The sequence below is a fragment of the Shewanella sp. UCD-KL12 genome (assembly GCF_001957125.1).
In the GTDB taxonomy this organism is placed as follows: Bacteria; Pseudomonadota; Gammaproteobacteria; order Enterobacterales; family Shewanellaceae; genus Shewanella.
In genome coordinates, this window is record NZ_MPHJ01000015.1 from 27254 (window position 1) to 45087 (window position 17834).

The window sequence follows — 17834 nt, forward strand, 5'->3', positions numbered from 1 at the left end:
TGTGAATGCTTCTCAGCTCAACAGGATCACTATATTCATAAATATTTGTTCATAAAAAAAGAGGAGCAATCGCTCCTCTTTGATAACACCTTTCACTTAACTGAGATTATTAGTTAACTTTTGCAGGTATTTTTAAACCAAAACTCTCAAACAGGAAGCTATAGATATCAGCAAACTCATCAATTTTCATCGACGTAGGTTTACCTGCTCCATGACCTGCTTTTGACTCAATGCGCATAATGACTGGTGCATCGCCCGTTTGTTTAGCCTGCATCATAGCGCCAAATTTAAAGCTGTGAAGAGGCACGACACGATCGTCATGATCCGCTGTCATCACCATAGTAGCTGGGTAGCTACGCTCGGTGACGTTGTGATATGGCGAGTACGCTAATAATGCAGGGAACTGCTCAGCCACATCCGCACTTCCGTATTCACTTGTCCAAGCCCAACCGATGGTAAATTTTTGGAATCTAAGCATATCGAGAACGCCTACCGCAGGTAACACAGCAGAAAACAGATCAGGGCGTTGAGTTAACGTTGCGCCCATCAATAATCCACCGTTACTACGGCCATAAGCACCTAGCTTAGTCTTGTTAGTGTAGTTCTCATCAATGAGATACTCAGCAGCAGCATAATAGTCATCAAACACATTTTGCTTCTTATCTAACATTCCAGCCTTATGCCAGCTTTCACCATATTCAGCACCGCCTCGCAGGTTTGGCACAGCATAAATGCCGCCCATATCCATCCAGGCAATGTTTGCAGGGCTAAACCTTGGCGTTAGAGAGATAGCAAAACCGCCATATGCATAGAGCAATGTTGGATTGGCGCCGTTTTTCTTTAATCCCTTTTTATAAGAGATCATCATAGGGACACGGGTACCATCTTTGCTGGTATAGAAAACCTGCTCAGACACATAGTTTTCCGGGTTAAACGACACCTTAGGCTCAGCAAATAAACTCGACTTACCGGTTTTAAAATCAAACTTGTAGGTCGTCTTTGGTTGCACATAGCTATTAAAGACATAGTAGAAGTAATCTTTACTTCTTTTACCGTAAGGACCCGCAACTTTACCTTTACCAGGCAAAGAAACGTCTTGGCGCTTTTCACCATTCATACTGAATATGGTCAGTTTTCCTAACACATCGTGTAGGTAGCTAACGACTAAGTGGTCATTAATGATGGCAATATCACTGATAGGATCGCTTGATTCAGCAACGATGGTTTTCCAGTTACTTTTCTCAGGCTGATTAACATCTACAGCGATAACTTTGCCATTTGGCGCATCGAGATCTGTCTTAAAATAAAAGACTGACTTATCGTTACCTAAAAAACTATATTCAGCCTCTAGGTTAATAATAAGCTCAACAACATCCGATTTCCCATCTAAAGGCTTGTAGAAGAAACGATTTCTACTGTCGGTACCTTGCCACACAGAAATAAGCAGATAGTCACCAGCTTCGGAGACATCAGCACCAAAGCCCCAATCTTTATTTTGTGGGCGCTCATAGATAAGTGCATCTTGCGACTGTTCGGTACCTAGCTTATGAAAATAAACTTTCTGGTTAAAGTTCACATCAGCCAGCGCGTTACCGCCTTCAGGTGCATCATAACGAGAATAGTAAACACCCGTATTATCTTTGTTCCATACGGCTTTAGAGAACTTGATCCACTTGAGTTCATCGCTAAGTGCCTCACCGCTCTCAACATCGACAAATTGCCACTGTTGCCAATCTGAACCAGACTTAGATACGCCATAAGCTAAGGTTTTACCATCGCCACTCACTGATACCCCTGACAAAGCAACGGTGCCATCAGTTGATAGACTATTAGGGTCTAGTGCCACTTTCTCTTGGCCATCTTTTGTTTTTACAAACAGAACAGATTGCGCCTGAAGACCATCATTACGATAGAAGAAGGTATTATCACCATGTTCAAATGGTGCCGATACCTTCTCATAGTTCCAAAGTTCAGTAATACGATCGACCACGGCTTGCTTATTAGTAATACCTGATAAATAAGCCTTACCTTCCGCTTGCTGCGCCTTTACCCAGCTTGTTGTCAGTGCTGACTCTTCTTCAAGGTAGCGATAAGGATCCGCAACCTCTACGCCATGAATGGATTCAACGGTATCCCCTGCTATAGCAACGAGAGGAGAAACTTCTTCAGTTTCTTGCTGAGTTGCTTGGCACCCCATTAATGCCAAGGTTAAACCTGCGAGAACCAAATGACGCTTTTTCATCTTACTTTTAAATATCATAGTTGCCTTCCTGCTGCTGATATCATTATTTATTATTATCTTCCTGTCTGAGTCATAAACTCAGCATGGATGCCACTATACAAGTAATAATGAGTGAATCAATCAAAGAAAAATTTATGACTAGAAATTTAGCAAGCGTGAATGTTAATAATCCTGTAACACGGTTTAATTAAATAATGCGTAGAATTATGCAAGTAAACTGCTTAATCACTCGTAAAAGCTTTGAATTACTGCATTTATGAATATAGATCACACTTAACTAGATTAGATTTACTAATGCGAACTGGTATTTTTTCTAGTTTGCGAGTTTTTAGCTCCGGCCCTATAATTATCTCGTTTTCAGGAAGTATCTGTTTTACAGATATGAAAACAAGAACTCTTAATTCCCGTGTCTAACACGTGAATTTATCCCTGGTTCTTATGCTTGACTTCCTTCCTTCAATTTGTTGATTGCAATATATTATTTGCGGCCCGCTTAAGTTATTAAGCGGGCTTTTTTTTGCCTGAAATTTAGCAACTTATTAAAACCTTCGTACCGTTTTCAAACTGAAGTAAATAAAAAGCCCAGCATATAAGCTGGGCTCGTATAACAGATGAAACTTAATTCAATATTTATTTAAAGGATTAAATGGCTCATAAAGGTTTACTAATCCTAATGACAACACGTCTGTTTCTTGCACGTTCATCGATAGTATCGTTTGATGCAACGTGACGCCTCTCACCATGTCCGACTGTATAGATCCGTTCTTGGTCTATGCCTGCAGCTAAAAAGAACTCTTTAACAGAATCAGCTCTATCTTCTGAAATCTTCTTATTGACCGAGCGTCCACCATAACTATCGGTATAAGCATCAATCAAAACCACCTCAACATCGGGATCATAAGCCAGATACTCCTGCACTTTAGCCATTTGTGCTTTCGCATACCGAGTTAGCTCAGAGCCACCAAATTCATAGGTTAAAACAGTAAATGCAATGTCATCGAAGCTATAAGGTAATAAGCCAGCTAAGCACGCCTTAAACTGACCATACTTACGATTAAAATTAACTGCTGATAAACCTACTGCAATTTTATTAGCTTCGTTATACCAATCAGCATAATAAAAAGTAGGCTGCATACCACGTTCAAGCTCGGCTAACATTGACCAAGCCGCATTACGAGGCACTTCACCACTAAAGTATTTTTGATAGGTAAGCTCAGTAATTGATTTAGATAGAATGCCTGGACGCCAAGCTGGCGCCATACTCATTAATGTTGCCTGAGTCACTTGATCAGGTTTTACCCACATATCTAAACTAAAATCTAGATTATGGTCTTTACCGGCGGTACTCGTGAAAACGGCTTTTCCATAGGAGGGAATATCATGCTCGAGACGGCATATGATCGGTGAGTTACCACTCAACTTCCATTGAGATTGATCGAGAGAGGCAACATAGTGACGCAATTCTGCAGTCGCAAAAAAGGGCAGGCACAATGTTGACGCTAACAATACTCTAAGCCACATACCAAGTACTCATGTTAATTCTATTACTTAATGCTATCGGCACACTTTTACAGACCTTTAGCTTATAAAGTAGCCATTCAGACATGACAGCAATAAACAGTTAGATCATAATAGCGGCCTGATAACTATTTGGACACTTTAATGAGCGATATTTGCGACGCCAATAAATTAAATCACCGTTTTAGGGGCTACTTCCCTGTTGTCATCGATGTCGAGACTGCAGGCTTTAACGCCCAAACAGATGCGTTGCTTGAAATTGCCGTCACCATGCTGAAAATGGATGATGAAGGTGTACTAAGCTTAGACAAAACTCTTCACTATCACATAGAGCCTTTTGAAGGTGCTAACTTAGAGCCTGATGCACTTGCCTTTAATGGTATTGATCCAACTAACCCACTCCGTGGCGCTGTTAGCGAAAAAGAAGCCTTTTTAGAGATATTTAAAGAGGTAAAAAAAGCGCAAAAAGCAGCTGGATGTCATAGAAGCATCATTGTGGCTCATAATGCAGCCTTCGATCATGGCTTTGTCTCTCAAGCGATTGAACGTTGTGCCCTAAAGCGCACCCCGTTTCACCCATTTGCAACTTTTGATACAGCCGCCCTCTCTGGCTTAGCACTGGGTCATACGGTACTGGCTAAAGCCTGCTCGATTGCCGGAATAGACTTTGATAATAGCGAAGCCCATTCAGCCCTTTATGATACAGAGCGCACAGCCGAGCTTTTCTGTCATATTGTCAACAAATGGAAAGCACTCGGCGGTTGGCCATTAGCCGTGAACCACGATAGTGACGAAGTGGCAGCTGAAACAAAGTAACCATGGTTAACGCTTATAACGACAAAACGGCCTTTTGGCCGTTTTTTTATGGCTTAACTTTATGACAGACACAAAAAAGCCGCGATAAACGCGGCTTTCATTATGCTATGACAATCAAAAATCAAAAATGATTATAGAGAGTCTGCATTATCATTTAGGTAAGAAGCAACGCCTTCTGGGCTCGCATCCATACCTTTGTCGCCTTTTTCCCAACCCGCTGGGCAAACGTCACCGTGCTCTTCGTGGAACTGAAGTGCATCGATCATACGTAGCATTTCGTCAACGTTACGGCCTAGTGGAAGGTCGTTAACCACTTGGTGACGAACTTGACCTTCTTTGTCGATTAGGAAAGAACCACGGAAAGCAACACCGGCTTCTGGATGCTCAACATCATATGCTTTACAGATCTCATGCTTAACGTCAGCAACTAGTGTGTACTGAACTGGACCAATACCACCTTGATCGACAGGAGTGTTACGCCATGCGTTGTGAGTGAACTGTGAATCGATAGAAACACCAATCACTTCTACGCCACGCTTCTTGAACTCTTCAATGCGGTGATCGAAAGCGATCAGCTCAGATGGGCAAACAAAAGTGAAATCAAGTGGGTAGAAGAAAATTACCGTTGGCTTGCCTTGAATGGCTTCAGCTAGGTTAAAGCTATCAACGATTTCGCCATTACCAAGTACAGCTGCTGCAGTAAAATCAGGTGCCGGACGGCCTACTAATACGCTCATTTTATATCTCCATCTATGGATTGAAAAAACGTTTTCGTTATAAATCTTATGGCATTATAGGCAGTGTTTGACTGCATACAAGCTTTTTGAGATGAATATCACCTTTATTAATTAATTATTCATCTAAGCGCCGAATAACTCACCATAGATCAATGCACGTCCCTTACAAATATGAGTATCTACAACAGGCTTTCACATTTCATTTTATTTATACCCACATCATTTTTACATCTAATGGCTTTTATCAGATAAATGCTCTGTAAGCTGGACAAGCCTAGCCTTGCTGCGCAAAAATGGCTGCCAAACTAAAGAAAAGAAAGAATCAATTGATATGAATGCTGTTGTTATCGCAGTTTGCCTAATGCTAGGCCTCAGTTTAGCTAGGGTGAATGTTGTTATCGCGCTTACTGTAAGTGCACTTGTCGCAGGACTTGTTGGGGGCATGGATCTTCAACATACCGTAGATGCTTTTAACACTGGCTTAGGTGGTGGTGCACAAATCGCGTTAAGCTATGCCCTACTCGGTGCATTTGCCGTTGCATTATCTCACTCAGGCTTAACGACGCTTATCTCTAGACGGGTTATCTCAAGCTTAGGGAAAGAGCAAAATAGCACGAATATGAACCGTGTTCGTTGGACACTGTTATTAGCTATTTTAGCTATGGCGGTTTCCTCACAGAATCTACTACCAATCCATATCGCATTTATTCCCATTTTAATTCCGCCACTTTTGCATGTCATGTCAAAGCTTAGGCTAGATAGACGTCTTGTGGCCTGCGTACTGACATTTGGTCTAGTCACCACCTATATGATCTTACCTGTTGGTTTTGGCGGTATTTTCTTAAACGATATCTTACTGGCTAACCTCAACAGTAATAACCTTGATGCAGTGCGAGAGCAGATCCCAACAGCGATGTTGATCCCAGCACTTGGCATGATCACTGGATTATTGGTCGCGGTATTTATCAGTTACAGAAAACCTCGTGAGTATAAAGAGGAGTTGATATTAGCTGCTGAACCTGAAGAGGGAGTCAATAGCAAGAATATCGCTATTGCCCTTGTTGCTATAGTTGCAACATTGACCGTCCAGTTATTTACAGGCTCAATGATCTTTGGTGCCTTAATTGGTTTCATTATCTTTAGCTTCTCTGGCGCACTAAAACACGTTGCCGATCAGGATGTGTTTAATCAAGGTGTGCGTATGATGGCCAATATTGGTTTTATCATGATATCAGCCGCAGGTTTCGCCGCAGTTGTTAAGGAGACAGGCGATGTCAGTTCTCTCGTTGACTCGTTAACTCACATCATAGGTGATAATAAAGCTCTAGCTGCTTTCTTGATGCTAATCGTCGGTCTACTTATTACCATGGGCATTGGCTCATCGTTTTCAACCATACCGATTATCGCCACTATCTATGTGCCATTAGCCATGAGCTTTGGCTTCTCTGTCACGGCTACGATTGCCCTAGTAGGTACTGCTGCGGCATTGGGGGATGCGGGCTCACCAGCCTCTGACTCAACCTTAGGTCCAACAGCAGGTTTGAATGCCGATGGGCAACACGATCATATTAAAGACAGTGTGATCCCAACCTTTATTCACTACAACATCCCACTACTTGTATTTGGATGGATAGCGGCCATGGTACTTTAGGAAAAATTCGAGGTTCGAGGTTCGAGGTTCAAGTTTTGAGCTTCGAGCTTTGAGCTTTGAGCTTTGAGCTTTGAGCTTTGAGCTTTGAAGTTAGAGAAAAGTGAAAACAAAAAAGGAGCCAATTGGCTCCTTTTTCTTTTTAAGCTAACGTACAATGTTTGTTCAGTTTAAACAGCTTGTTATTGGTTAGCCTAATAGAAACTCGTTAATTGAGTCTACTTGGTACCGAAAATCTTATCGCCAGCATCACCCAGACCAGGAAGAATGTATCCCTGCTCGTTTAGGCAATCATCGATAGAAGCGGTATATAGCTCAACATCTGGATGCGCTTTTTCAAGAGCAGCAACACCTTCTGGTGCAGCAACCAATACCAATGCTTTAATCGCAGTACAACCACGCTCTTTTAATAGATCAATGGTAGAGATCATTGAGCCACCAGTAGCAAGCATAGGGTCAACCACAAGCGCGATACGAGAAGGCATATCACTGGCAAGCTTTTCAAAGTAAGGCACAGGCTCTAGTGTCTCTTCATCGCGGTACATACCCACAACAGAGATACGTGCACTTGGAATATTCTCAAGTACGCCATCCATCATGCCAAGGCCTGCACGTAAGATAGGAACCACTGTCACTTTCTTACCTTTAATTTGTTCAACCTGTACAGGACCGTTCCAACCTTCTAGGGTTACAGGCTCTGTTACAAAATCAGCAGTGGCTTCATAGGTTAGTAGGCTTCCCACTTCCGCAGCAAGCTCACGGAAACGTTTAGTACTAATGTCACCTTCGCGCATTAGACCTATTTTATGACGTACTAAAGGATGTTTAACCTCAACGACTTTCATCTTTTTCTCCTGATTATCTGGCATTATTTCAAGCAAATTCCCGAGATTTTAGTTTATTTGTCCACATTGGCAAACATAAAGTTTTAAAAACACGATAAATCGTGAGCCAAGTCCGCTGTAAATAGCAAAATCTTCGCTTTCGAGGCCTGCCACAAACTGGTAGAATAGCGCCGCATAAAATCCAATAACCATTCTGTACCCGAGAGGATCTTCGTGAGCACTCCTACCCAGCTTAGCTATAAAGATGCAGGTGTCGATATCGACGCCGGAAATGCACTAGTTGATAATATAAAAACAGCCGTGAAACGTACCCACCGTCCAGAAGTTATGGGCAATTTAGGTGGATTTGGTGCTCTTTGTGAACTACCAACTAAGTACAAACACCCAGTGCTTGTTTCTGGTACCGATGGCGTTGGCACCAAATTAAGATTAGCTATCGACTATAAGAAGCACGACACAGTTGGTATCGATCTTGTTGCCATGTGCTCAAACGATTTAATCGTATCAGGCGCTGAGCCACTTTTCTTCCTTGATTACTATGCAACAGGCAAGCTTGATGTTGATGCTGCTACATCTGTAGTGAAAGGCATTGCTGAAGGTTGCGTACAGTCTGGCTGTGCACTCATTGGTGGTGAAACTGCCGAGATGCCAGGTATGTACGAAGGTGATGATTATGACCTTGCTGGTTTCTGCGTCGGTGTCGTTGAAAAAGAAGATATCATCGATGGCACTAAAGTTGTCGCTGGTGACTCGCTTATCGCACTTGGTGCAAGCGGCCCACACTCAAACGGGTTTTCATTGATCCGTAAGGTGCTTGAGGTGAGCAAAGCTGATCCACAAGAAAATCTTGAGGGTAAGCCACTTATCGATCACTTACTTGAACCTACAAAAATTTATGTTAAGTCGCTGCTTAAGCTACTTGAACAGACTGAAGTTCACGCGATGGCACACATCACAGGCGGTGGATTCTGGGAAAACATCCCACGCGTCCTTCCTGATGACTGTAAAGCTGTTGTAAAAGGTGACTCTTGGCAGTGGCCAACGGTTTTCAACTGGTTAATGGAAAACGGCAACATCGCTGAATTTGAGATGTACCGTACCTTTAACTGTGGTGTGGGCATGGTTGTCGCGTTGCCATCTGATAAAGTTGACGCAGCACTTGAGCTGCTTAATGCTGAAGGCGAGAAAGCATGGCTAATCGGTAACATTGCCAAGCGCAATGGTGACGAAGAGCAAGTGGAGATTCTGTAATGTCTGCTAGCTGTCGCATATTGGTCTTAATTTCTGGTAATGGTAGTAACTTACAAGCCATTATTGATAGTTGTGACGACCACCTTGAAGGTGAAGTTGTCGGCGTAATAAGTAATAAGCCTGATGCTTATGGCTTAATTCGTGCTCATCAAAGTGAAATTGATACGAGTTGTGTGATAGCTCGCAAAGGTGAATCTCGCAGTGAATATGATGTTCGATTAAAACTTGCAATCGATAAGTATCAACCTGAACTTATCGTATTAGCAGGCTTTATGCGTATTCTCAGTGATGAATTTGTACAGAGCTTTGAGGGGAAGATGATCAATATCCACCCCTCTCTTCTGCCTAAGTACACAGGCTTAAATACCCACCAGCGTGCTATCGATGCAAAAGATAGTGAACATGGTGCAAGTGTTCACTTCGTGACACCTGAACTTGATGCTGGCCCTGTGATATTACAAGCAAAAGTGCCTGTATATGATGAAGACACAGCAGAGACTTTAGCTGAGCGTGTCCATCAACAAGAGCACTCAATCTATCCTTTAGTCGTGAAATGGTATAGCCAGAATCGACTAGCGATGAAAGATGGTATGGCTCACCTTGATGATAAAGCGCTTGATGTAATGGGTTACGCTGCAGATTAAAGCAGCTTTATTACTCATGACAGCTTAATGAAAAGGCTCTGAACTAAGTTCAGAGCCTTTTTTGTATCCCCCTCACAACCCGGCACCTGCTATTTACCAAATGTTACTTATCAGGGCTGCTCATACTAAAAGACACTAAACCCCTTAGTGAGTATTAATAAGCCCAAACTCTTTAATATTAGGTTTCAATCGATCACTATCGGAAACCCAATGTTCTCAAGATTTAGTGAAGCACTGCCAGGCATGATGCATATAAGGCTGATAAAAAGCTTTCATGAGTTTGCCATATCATCTGCGGCTAACTACACACAAACTCAATGGCAATGTCTTGTCTGCCAGGGTTATCACTTCTTGGCATACCCAGACTCTCCCGAAAAGTACCGGGTGAAAACTCAATATATCGATACTGAACTTTCACCTAAGGCATTCGGTGCTTACATAAGCCTGATGGTATTTAATCACTGGGCAACTCAAATGGTCGAAATTGAAGATACTCGCCTCTCTCAATTTTTCCGCTATCACTTCCACGACTCCAAGCGGTATTTGATTGATAGCTGTCATCAATTAGGTATTGAGCAGTTTGAAGCAAAATTAGTCGCCCGTTTAATTGACTAGTCTCAGTCACTTTAGTCAATGTTAACGATTAACAGTTTCATGCTGAGTGACGACTCTTTTAATTTCTTATGGTGCTAAACCATTTCTCGACATCTAGCTCGTCCCCATAGTTAGACCTCAACCCAAAGAACGATAAACTTGGATAACTTAATGAAACGTATATTACTTAGCTTGCTCCTACCATTGGTCACATTCTCTGCACTCGCAGAGCCCGTCAATATCACCTCTGTAGACCATATTAACCTTGGCTCGCGCCATGCAGGCTCTGGCGCCATGATAGGAGGTGTTGCAGGTGCCGTCGCTGGTGACAGCTGGGGCGACATTGCTATTGGTGCACTAGGAGGTGCGATTATCGGGGATGTCGTTTCAGATCATCGACAGGGAGTAAAAATTAGTATTGAGCATGCTGATGGGCGGCAAAGAGTCGTGGTACAACAAGGCGACATGAAGCAGTTTCGATTAGGTGAGGCTGAGCTTGAAGAGATACACCATGGCGCAGATATAAAGTTTGAGGTACGTCCGAACAGAAGCTAAAGCAGGGAACTCAAGCTTGGATTGCATTGCTATAATCTCATGACTTTAATCTCATAACTTTAGTCGCATAACTTTAGTCGCATAACTTTGCCGCATAACTAAATCGCCTAGCTTATGAAAGCATCGAAGTTAACTTATTATAATGACTAAGCTAGTGACTAAGCTTGAGAGATAAACATAAGGGATAAACCATCATCACTGTTCATCAAGTTGTTAGTGACCTCCCTTAGTGAGATTCACGACATGTTGAGCCGTTAAGTCATTCATTAAGGTGACACTGGCTACCATCAAGCTGTTCTCCCCTCATAATCTTAAAGAAACGTTCGCGTTATCAATAGTATCTACCTAGTTTAACTGTTAATGTTACCTGTAACATTAAAGTGAGATCATCTATGAGCGCAACACAAAAAACCAGACCTACTCTGCAACATATTGCTGACAGGATAGGCATCACTAAGATGACAGTGTCCCGTTATCTGCGTGATCCACACTCTGTCGCTGCTAGCACCCGAGAAAAGATTGCCAAAGAGATTGAGGCTACAGGCTATATTCAAAACCGCGCACCAGCCATGTTGTCTAAAGCTTCAAGCAAGGCGATTGGTATCTTACTGCCCTCACTCTCTAATCAAGTATTTGCCCGCTTTGCCCAAGGCATTGAAGAGGTTGCAAGCAGCCATGGCTACCAAACCTTAATTGCCCATTTTGGTTATAGCGACTTAGAGGAGGAGAGTAAAATCGCCTCCTTGCTCTCCTATCAAGTCGATGGACTGATTTTAACTGAAACCTCACATACTAACCGTACCCTACAGATGATAGGGACGGCGAACATACCAGTAGTGGAAGCCATGGAGCTACCACACACTCCTATCGATATGGCAGTGGGCTTAAACCATCAAGCTGCAGCCTATGATGTCGTCACTCAGATGCTCAACTCTGGCAAGAAACAGATCGCCTACTTTGGTGCGCGATTAGACAGCCGAACCAAGTTAAGAATGCAAGGTTATACCCAAGCGGTAGAAGCGCAAGGTCATAAGCCCATCTACATCTTAACAGAGGCCCACTCAAGCTTCTCAATTGGCGCGAACCTGCTAGAGCAAGCACTGAACCAGCATAGCGATTTAGACGGCGCCTTTTGTACCAATGATGATATTGCCGTTGGCATCATGTTGGCGGCGCAGCAACAAGGGATATCGATTCCTCATCAATTAGCTGTAGTGGGCAACAACGCATTGGATATCGGCACTGTGATGAGCCCCTCCCTCACCAGTATCGACTCCCCCCGCTTTGAAATTGGACAAAAAAGCGCTGAGCTAATTATTAGTGCCTTAGCCGGCGTTCCATCAGAACAGAAAGTTTACGATCTTGGCTACAGTATCTCAGCAGGTGGAAGTTTGTGATGACTTTATAAGTCATATGTCCGCGGTATTGTTTTGTTACAGATGTGCAATGGCTTTGATGGAAAAACTTCTCTATTTTAGGCTTGTTTACACACCTTGAGGTCAACATCCTTGGGCGTTGCTATAACAATAAAATGGTACCGCTAGTGTGGTAACCTGAAATGGAGTTCTAAATGAAATACTTTATCTCAATTGCGCTACTGCTCTCTTACTTGATGAGCAATAGCAGCTTTAGTCAAGACACGTTCCCGGTCTTAACAGGTCCATATATGGGACAGAAACCACCAGGGCGAATAGCAGAGCCGTTCGCGCCAGGTACTATTTCCAAAGAGGGGTGGGAAATTGAAGGTGTGTTTGCACCGGGAATGAGAGAGTTCTATTACACAACAAGAGGTGCTGACAGCAAAAAAATTATCGTTATTGGCTTCCGTGAACACAATAACGTGTGGACCAAGTACCTTGAGTTCCCTCGGCAAGGTGAAATAACATTTTCCCCAGACGGCCAACGTATGCATATGGCTGATGGCTATAAAGATCGCTTAGACGATGGTTGGTCAGAGCGCCAAACCCTTGGACCTATGTTTGATAGAGAGGATTGGGGCATTATGCGCCTATCTGCTTCTGAAAAAGAGACCTATGTATTCGACGATTATAAAAGTAGCGATGTTCTTCGAATCTCAAGGTTCGAGAACGGTAAGCGAACTCAGCCACAAAAGATGAGCGCCAACTTCAATACAGGTAAATGGACCGCCCATCCTTTCATTGCACCTGATGAAAGTTATCTCATCTGGGACAGTGAGCGACCTGAAGGATTTGGTAACTCAGATCTCTATATCAGCTTTCGCCAAACAGACGGTAGTTGGGGCCCTGCGATCAACATGGGTGAAGATATCAATTCTGACAAATGGGACGCCTACGCGAGTGTGACACCTGACGGTAAGTTCATCCTTTTTAACAGAGGCATTGATGATGACGGCAATGTTGATATCTATTGGGCTGATGCAAAGATCATTGAAGATTTAAGGACAAAGTAAGTCGTTAACTCCACTCCACATAGGTTAACGGTCTAACGACGACAATGGGGCGTCCATGCCCCGCTAAGTCTGATTCGACAAATGCATCCATACAAAAGAGCCAGTGTGCTATTCCCCTGTCGATTCTTCGGCAGTGTCCATGCAGCTAAACTCTCAGCCACATCTAGCGTTTGGGGTGTGCTATTGAAAGCTGTGCCTTCATATTTATGAAGGCTAGTTATAAGGCCGTTTTAGCATAAATCGCTGTATTACTTAGCTCACCAGATGGAAGCCTACGGTCATTGCGTAACATACCTTCAAACTGATACCCACAACGCTCTGCCACAGCTCGACTTTTGAGGTTTTCTTCTGCCGCTTTGATCTCTAACCGATTCGCTTTCAGCTTAAGAAATGCGTAATTCTCAAGGGCTTTAACTGCTTCTACGATGAAGCCAGAGCCAACAAATGAGCTACGAAGCCAGTAGCCAATCTCAAAAAACGGAATAGATTTATCTCGGATAATCAGCCCTATGGCACCAATTAAACGATCAGAGTGCTTTTCGACGATTGAGTAGCGTAATTCACCTTCGAAATTCTTAAAGTTGCTCATCGCCTGCTTTGTATTTTCAATAGACTCCGCTTCAGTCAGTGCATAAGGAACCCAAGGAAGATAAACACTCAGCTCACTCTTGCTTTCTCTTATTGCTTCAAGCATTAAAGGCTGCAAATCCATTGAAGGAGGCATCAGTTTCAGTCTTTCTGTTTGCATCAATCTTATTGTCCAATCTATAGCTTATTGCGCTGAGTTATTTGCCACGAAATGGCTAACAAAAACTAGTGGAACGTTTGCTAGCCCACTAGCTTACATACGTTTGACTCATTTGTGTGCAAATGGCATTTATGTAGGTTTTTCCTCATGATTAAGCATTGTCATGTACTTTGTAAATCGCCTTTGTCGGGTTTCAGGCTTCTTTGCACTTGTTAATCCATAAGCGATGACATAACGGCTCGACTTATTCAGTGTTTCAAAGAACTGTTTAGCTCTCGGTTGATTGTCCAGTGCAGCTAAGAAGTCTGCAGGCACCTCCATTTCACTTACCACATAGGCGTTTTCCCAACGACCATCAGCTTTAGCGGCACGCACATGTAAAAGGCCCGGCTCCTCCATCCGACCATCACTTATCAAACGTTCAATATGCTCTGTGTTCCTTTTGGACCAATTGCTCCGTGCTCTTCTGGGAGTGATACGTTGAAAGTAAGCATGTTCGTCAATTGACTTTTTTACACCATCAATCCACCCCCAACATAAAACCTCTATCACCAGATCATTCCAAGTAATACTTCGAACCCCAGTGTTTTTCTTAAATATTTTTACCCACAGTTCACGCTCAGTCGCATGATTGAGCTTAAGCCACTCACTAAGTTCGTTTGGCGTTGCAAATGTCATAACTTTCAATGGATCTGGCTCAGGCATATAGTGAAACCCTCTTTGGCCTAACGCTCTGATAAGAATATGTGCGGTCAGTGTAAACTTTATTTAAGCAGTATACATTTCCTAATTCCACGGCTCGCTTTTAGACCCTTTGCACTTAACTACGCCTGTCCAGAAATGAGCTAAATGCCTACAGACCGCTTCTAAAAAAGAAACTCAAATCGAAGAGGCATACATTCCGCTGTGAGCACACTTGTGGCCTTCCGTGATTTGAATGTCATGACAAAGCCCGCTGGGATACTCTACATGAAATCAAAAGCCACGGCGTGCCGCAGAACCTTATCAAAGTAAGAAGAAAATCTCTCGCTGGGCTTGCGTTTGATAATAATACTGTATTGGTGACTTGAAAACGGCTAGGTATCAAACTAGCCAAATGCCCCTATTCAAAGAATATTTAATTAACTTGTTATCCGACAATAAGGTATTTACGGTGACTAACAAAACACAAAGAAGATTAGCTAAACTCAAGCACCACTCTTTCGCTTTCTAGCAATCTATGTTCACAGCTCAAGTCAATTTATAAGACGTATTAGGGGAATAGAGATGTCATCAAAAACGAGTATCATCTAGAATACCGTATCTGAAAGATCTTCCAGTTAAAAAATACCATTAAGTGAGATTAAAACCATGAGTAAAGAGGTACGCGTTGGGGTTGGAGTCATTATTTTTAGGAATAATCGCATCTTATTGGGTGAGCGTATCGGCGCACATGGCGCCCATACTTGGGCAACCCCAGGAGGTCACCTTGAGCTGGGCGAGAGTATCGAAGAGTGTGCGATACGTGAAACTTTAGAGGAAACAGGGCTAGTTGTTAGTAGGATCAAAAAGCTTGGATTCACTAATGACATTTTTGCCGCAGAAGACAAGCACTATATCACCCTGTTTGTCATTGCCAACTGCGAAGATGGGGAAGCTGAAATCAGAGAGCCTAATAAGTGTCTGCAGTGGCAATGGTGTGCATTGGACGACCTGCCTGAGCCACTATTTCTCCCACTCACTAACCTACTGCAAGAAAACCCAGAGTTGAAATAGTTAGTTGAAATACTTAGCTGAAAAACTGTGCTATAGGTAACTCACCCTATACTTTTCCTGTACAAAATCATTAGGGTAAGCAGTAACTTGTGCTTGCTCTAGTTTGATATCTTTAAAGGTTTTGCCGAACAGTGCAATCCCCTCCCCCAATAACACTGGCGCACGTGTAATGGTCATCTCATCGATGAGTTTGAGATTGATAAATGATTGAATCGTTGCGCCACCATCTATATAAGCATGTCGATGACCTTCTTGTTCAAGGCTTGATATAAGAGCTTTTAACTCACCAGAGTAGAGCTCTACTTTATCTTTTACATTATCAGGAGCATAATTCAACGTCTTGCTCAGTACGATAATCCGTGTATCACCGTAAGGCCATTGCTCTGCAGTTAAGTTCATGCTCGAAATCATCTCCATGCATTTGCGCCCCATGATCATACAATCGACTGCTCCCATATACTCAGTCATGCCCATATCAGCATGCTCGCCCATATCAGCTTCTGAGTTTCCTGCAGTATGTAACCAATCAACATTGCCATCATTTTTAGCAATAAAACCATCAACACTGGTTGCAATAAACACTGAACATTTCATTTTTCGACTCTCTTTTACACGCTGTATCTAGCAAATTTCGGTTCTTTATAATTCATATCAGCCAGCCCTTGGCATTGGGCTATATATCAATTACAATTATTCTACACTGTAGAATAATTGTAATTTTAACGAGGGAGAAAGATGATTGTCAAGCCCAAAAAGCGAGGACGTCCGGTAGGGTCAAGTAGCCAACTTACCGCATTATCAATAATAGATAAGGCAAAGACATTGATGCAACATGAAGGAAAAGTCCCCAGTATTCGAAAGCTTGCATCAAGCTTAGATATTAATGCTATGGCCATTTATCATTATTTTGACAATAAAAACGCCCTGCTAGAAGCAATAACCGTTTCTTTAATTTCGGACATCTATCAACCAGTGACGGTGAATGAATGGAAGAGCGAACTGACTAAGCTATCTACCAGTTACCTGACATTACTCAATAACTACCCGGGCTTACTTGAAACGCTGCTTTCTATGGATGCATTAGGCCCTTCTCAAGTATTTAGCGCACGTTTCGATGACGTCATTAAACCACTCAATCTAGACCAAGAGGCAAGTATTAATGCACTAAGCTTGCTGGTTGATTACCTGCATGGATATGCTTTAGCGTTGAACAATAACCAGACTCAAATTGAGCTCAATATTGATATGATAAAAGGACCGTTAGATCTGTACTGTATTGCATTAGAAAATATTAAACATGAATAAATTCATCTAATAAATACCGTTAAATTGGAAATAACATCCAGAATCAGATTACTGTTCAGAATCAGATGAATACTCAAAACGACAATCAACTACAACCCCTTAAGCCCTTAAGCCCTTAAGCCCTCGCGGTTAGCCACTTGTAGTAATTCAGTGGATGAGTAATGTGGTGAGATGGAAACAAATTTATTCCTATATTACAGCTCCCTCTCTTACGAATATTTGGGTTCACAACCTATCATCTAGAGGAAAATGGTTAACCGTTCCCCAGTGGTTCAATTGGGGAGCAGAGTTGCCAATCAAGTATTCGCTTCAACATAAGACGTTATTTTACTCACACTGAGAGATGCCAGGTATCGCCTAAAGAAACAGCCTCACAATGATTAAGCTTCTTCAGAGTTTGGCTATATAGGGTAAAGGGGGAACAATGCACAGCTGCAGCTTCAATGTCAGATTTATAGTATCTGCAGCACAAAGCATAGAAAAAGTGGTTAACGTCAGAGATAAACTGAGTGTATCTCTCATAAGAACACCTTGTACCACACCTTATTAATGTCACCTTTTACACTGATTTAGCGCCAATAAGCCCTTTACAATGACAGGGAAAAGTCCAGCAACGCTCACCTAAATGCGCTTTAGGGCTCATTTAGATGCAATTGACAACCCCAAATCCATGTCCTTTAATTACTTTGATACTCGCAGAAAATCTGGATGGACCTCTGATTTTCAACCTTATTTTTATGGCTAA

Annotated in this window: 17 protein-coding genes; 10 read left to right on the forward strand and 7 right to left on the reverse strand. The window is 42.5% G+C overall.

Annotated elements, in window-relative coordinates; genetic code table 11:
- Positions 1–109: 109 nt before the first annotated feature.
- Both BM736_RS19755 and BM736_RS19760 read right to left on the reverse strand, forming a co-directional pair.
- The gene (locus BM736_RS19755) at positions 110–2260 is read right to left on the reverse strand and encodes a prolyl oligopeptidase family protein (protein ID WP_076415332.1); all 2151 of its coding nucleotides are present in this window, start codon (positions 2258–2260) and stop codon (positions 110–112) included.
- A gap of 633 nt (positions 2261–2893) precedes the next feature.
- Positions 2894–3763 (reverse strand): OmpA family protein, encoded by an 870-nt coding sequence (locus BM736_RS19760; RefSeq protein WP_076415334.1) that lies wholly within the window; start codon positions 3761–3763, stop codon positions 2894–2896.
- Between the two features lie 141 nt (positions 3764–3904).
- On the opposite strand from BM736_RS19760, the gene rnt reads away from it, so the two are divergent.
- Positions 3905–4576, forward strand: coding sequence for a ribonuclease T (rnt, locus tag BM736_RS19765; protein ID WP_076415337.1), 672 nt, complete (start codon positions 3905–3907; stop codon positions 4574–4576).
- A gap of 131 nt (positions 4577–4707) precedes the next feature.
- Here rnt and BM736_RS19770 read toward each other — a convergent pair whose 3' ends face one another.
- Complete coding sequence (locus BM736_RS19770) at positions 4708–5313, reverse strand: peroxiredoxin C (protein ID WP_076415339.1); 606 nt, start codon at positions 5311–5313, stop codon at positions 4708–4710.
- A gap of 331 nt (positions 5314–5644) precedes the next feature.
- Here BM736_RS19770 and BM736_RS19775 point away from each other — a divergent pair, with 331 nt between their 5' ends.
- Complete coding sequence (locus BM736_RS19775) at positions 5645–6964, forward strand: Na+/H+ antiporter family protein (protein ID WP_076415341.1); 1320 nt, start codon at positions 5645–5647, stop codon at positions 6962–6964.
- 215 nt (positions 6965–7179) lie between these two features.
- Here the strand turns inward: BM736_RS19775 and upp are convergent, their stop codons facing one another.
- Positions 7180–7806: a uracil phosphoribosyltransferase gene (gene upp, locus BM736_RS19780; protein ID WP_076415343.1), complete on the reverse strand. Its 627-nt coding sequence runs from the start codon at positions 7804–7806 to the stop codon at positions 7180–7182.
- A gap of 213 nt (positions 7807–8019) precedes the next feature.
- Between upp and purM the strand changes: the two genes are divergently transcribed.
- From purM to BM736_RS19810, 6 genes are all read left to right on the forward strand, one after another.
- Positions 8020–9057 (forward strand): phosphoribosylformylglycinamidine cyclo-ligase, encoded by a 1038-nt coding sequence (gene purM, locus BM736_RS19785; protein ID WP_076415345.1) that lies wholly within the window; start codon positions 8020–8022, stop codon positions 9055–9057.
- Complete coding sequence (gene purN / locus BM736_RS19790) at positions 9057–9701, forward strand: phosphoribosylglycinamide formyltransferase (protein WP_076415349.1); 645 nt, start codon at positions 9057–9059, stop codon at positions 9699–9701. Before purM ends, purN begins: the two co-directional genes overlap by 1 nt.
- Positions 9702–9911: 210 nt before the next feature.
- The gene (locus BM736_RS19795; RefSeq protein WP_076415351.1) at positions 9912–10316 is read left to right on the forward strand and encodes a hypothetical protein; all 405 of its coding nucleotides are present in this window, start codon (positions 9912–9914) and stop codon (positions 10314–10316) included.
- A gap of 150 nt (positions 10317–10466) precedes the next feature.
- A complete protein-coding gene (locus BM736_RS19800) occupies positions 10467–10850 on the forward strand; it encodes a hypothetical protein (RefSeq protein ID WP_076415353.1) in 384 nt (127 codons plus the stop codon).
- Positions 10851–11242: 392 nt separating this feature from the next.
- Positions 11243–12247 carry a LacI family DNA-binding transcriptional regulator gene (locus BM736_RS19805; protein ID WP_076415355.1) on the forward strand — a complete coding sequence of 335 codons (1005 nt, stop codon included), beginning with the start codon at positions 11243–11245 and terminating at the stop codon, positions 12245–12247.
- A 173-nt stretch (positions 12248–12420) separates the two neighbouring features.
- Positions 12421–13281, forward strand: a complete 861-nt coding sequence (locus tag BM736_RS19810; RefSeq protein ID WP_076415356.1) for a PD40 domain-containing protein — start codon at positions 12421–12423, stop codon at positions 13279–13281.
- Positions 13282–13498: 217 nt separating this feature from the next.
- Here BM736_RS19810 and BM736_RS19815 read toward each other — a convergent pair whose 3' ends face one another.
- Both BM736_RS19815 and BM736_RS19820 read right to left on the reverse strand, forming a co-directional pair.
- Entirely contained in the window at positions 13499–14029 is a 531-nt protein-coding gene (locus BM736_RS19815) for a GNAT family N-acetyltransferase (protein WP_076415358.1), read from the reverse strand.
- A 129-nt stretch (positions 14030–14158) separates the two neighbouring features.
- Positions 14159–14734: a YdeI family protein gene (locus BM736_RS19820; RefSeq protein ID WP_076415360.1), complete on the reverse strand. Its 576-nt coding sequence runs from the start codon at positions 14732–14734 to the stop codon at positions 14159–14161.
- Between the two features lie 645 nt (positions 14735–15379).
- On the opposite strand from BM736_RS19820, the gene BM736_RS19825 reads away from it, so the two are divergent.
- Positions 15380–15784: an NUDIX hydrolase gene (locus tag BM736_RS19825; protein ID WP_076415362.1), complete on the forward strand. Its 405-nt coding sequence runs from the start codon at positions 15380–15382 to the stop codon at positions 15782–15784.
- Positions 15785–15814: 30 nt separating this feature from the next.
- Here BM736_RS19825 and BM736_RS19830 read toward each other — a convergent pair whose 3' ends face one another.
- Positions 15815–16378 carry a dihydrofolate reductase family protein gene (locus tag BM736_RS19830; protein ID WP_076415363.1) on the reverse strand — a complete coding sequence of 188 codons (564 nt, stop codon included), beginning with the start codon at positions 16376–16378 and terminating at the stop codon, positions 15815–15817.
- Positions 16379–16519: 141 nt separating this feature from the next.
- Between BM736_RS19830 and BM736_RS19835 the strand changes: the two genes are divergently transcribed.
- On the forward strand, positions 16520–17089 hold the full coding sequence (locus BM736_RS19835) for a TetR/AcrR family transcriptional regulator (RefSeq protein ID WP_076415365.1): 570 nt from the start codon (positions 16520–16522) through the stop codon (positions 17087–17089).
- Positions 17090–17834 lie beyond the last annotated feature (745 nt).

Coding starts and splice junctions, on each gene's coding strand:
- BM736_RS19755 (WP_076415332.1), bottom strand. CDS start 2,260: ATGATATTTAAAAGTAAGATGAAAAAGCGTCATTTGGTTCTCGCAGGT.
- BM736_RS19760 (WP_076415334.1), bottom strand. CDS start 3,763: ATGTGGCTTAGAGTATTGTTAGCGTCAACATTGTGCCTGCCCTTTTTT.
- rnt (WP_076415337.1), top strand. CDS start 3,905: ATGAGCGATATTTGCGACGCCAATAAATTAAATCACCGTTTTAGGGGC.
- BM736_RS19770 (WP_076415339.1), bottom strand. CDS start 5,313: ATGAGCGTATTAGTAGGCCGTCCGGCACCTGATTTTACTGCAGCAGCT.
- BM736_RS19775 (WP_076415341.1), top strand. CDS start 5,645: ATGAATGCTGTTGTTATCGCAGTTTGCCTAATGCTAGGCCTCAGTTTA.
- upp (WP_076415343.1), bottom strand. CDS start 7,806: ATGAAAGTCGTTGAGGTTAAACATCCTTTAGTACGTCATAAAATAGGT.
- purN (WP_076415349.1), top strand. CDS start 9,057: ATGTCTGCTAGCTGTCGCATATTGGTCTTAATTTCTGGTAATGGTAGT.
- BM736_RS19795 (WP_076415351.1), top strand. CDS start 9,912: ATGTTCTCAAGATTTAGTGAAGCACTGCCAGGCATGATGCATATAAGG.
- BM736_RS19800 (WP_076415353.1), top strand. CDS start 10,467: ATGAAACGTATATTACTTAGCTTGCTCCTACCATTGGTCACATTCTCT.
- BM736_RS19805 (WP_076415355.1), top strand. CDS start 11,243: ATGAGCGCAACACAAAAAACCAGACCTACTCTGCAACATATTGCTGAC.
- BM736_RS19810 (WP_076415356.1), top strand. CDS start 12,421: ATGAAATACTTTATCTCAATTGCGCTACTGCTCTCTTACTTGATGAGC.
- BM736_RS19815 (WP_076415358.1), bottom strand. CDS start 14,029: ATGCAAACAGAAAGACTGAAACTGATGCCTCCTTCAATGGATTTGCAG.
- BM736_RS19820 (WP_076415360.1), bottom strand. CDS start 14,734: ATGCCTGAGCCAGATCCATTGAAAGTTATGACATTTGCAACGCCAAAC.
- BM736_RS19825 (WP_076415362.1), top strand. CDS start 15,380: ATGAGTAAAGAGGTACGCGTTGGGGTTGGAGTCATTATTTTTAGGAAT.
- BM736_RS19830 (WP_076415363.1), bottom strand. CDS start 16,378: ATGAAATGTTCAGTGTTTATTGCAACCAGTGTTGATGGTTTTATTGCT.
- BM736_RS19835 (WP_076415365.1), top strand. CDS start 16,520: ATGATTGTCAAGCCCAAAAAGCGAGGACGTCCGGTAGGGTCAAGTAGC.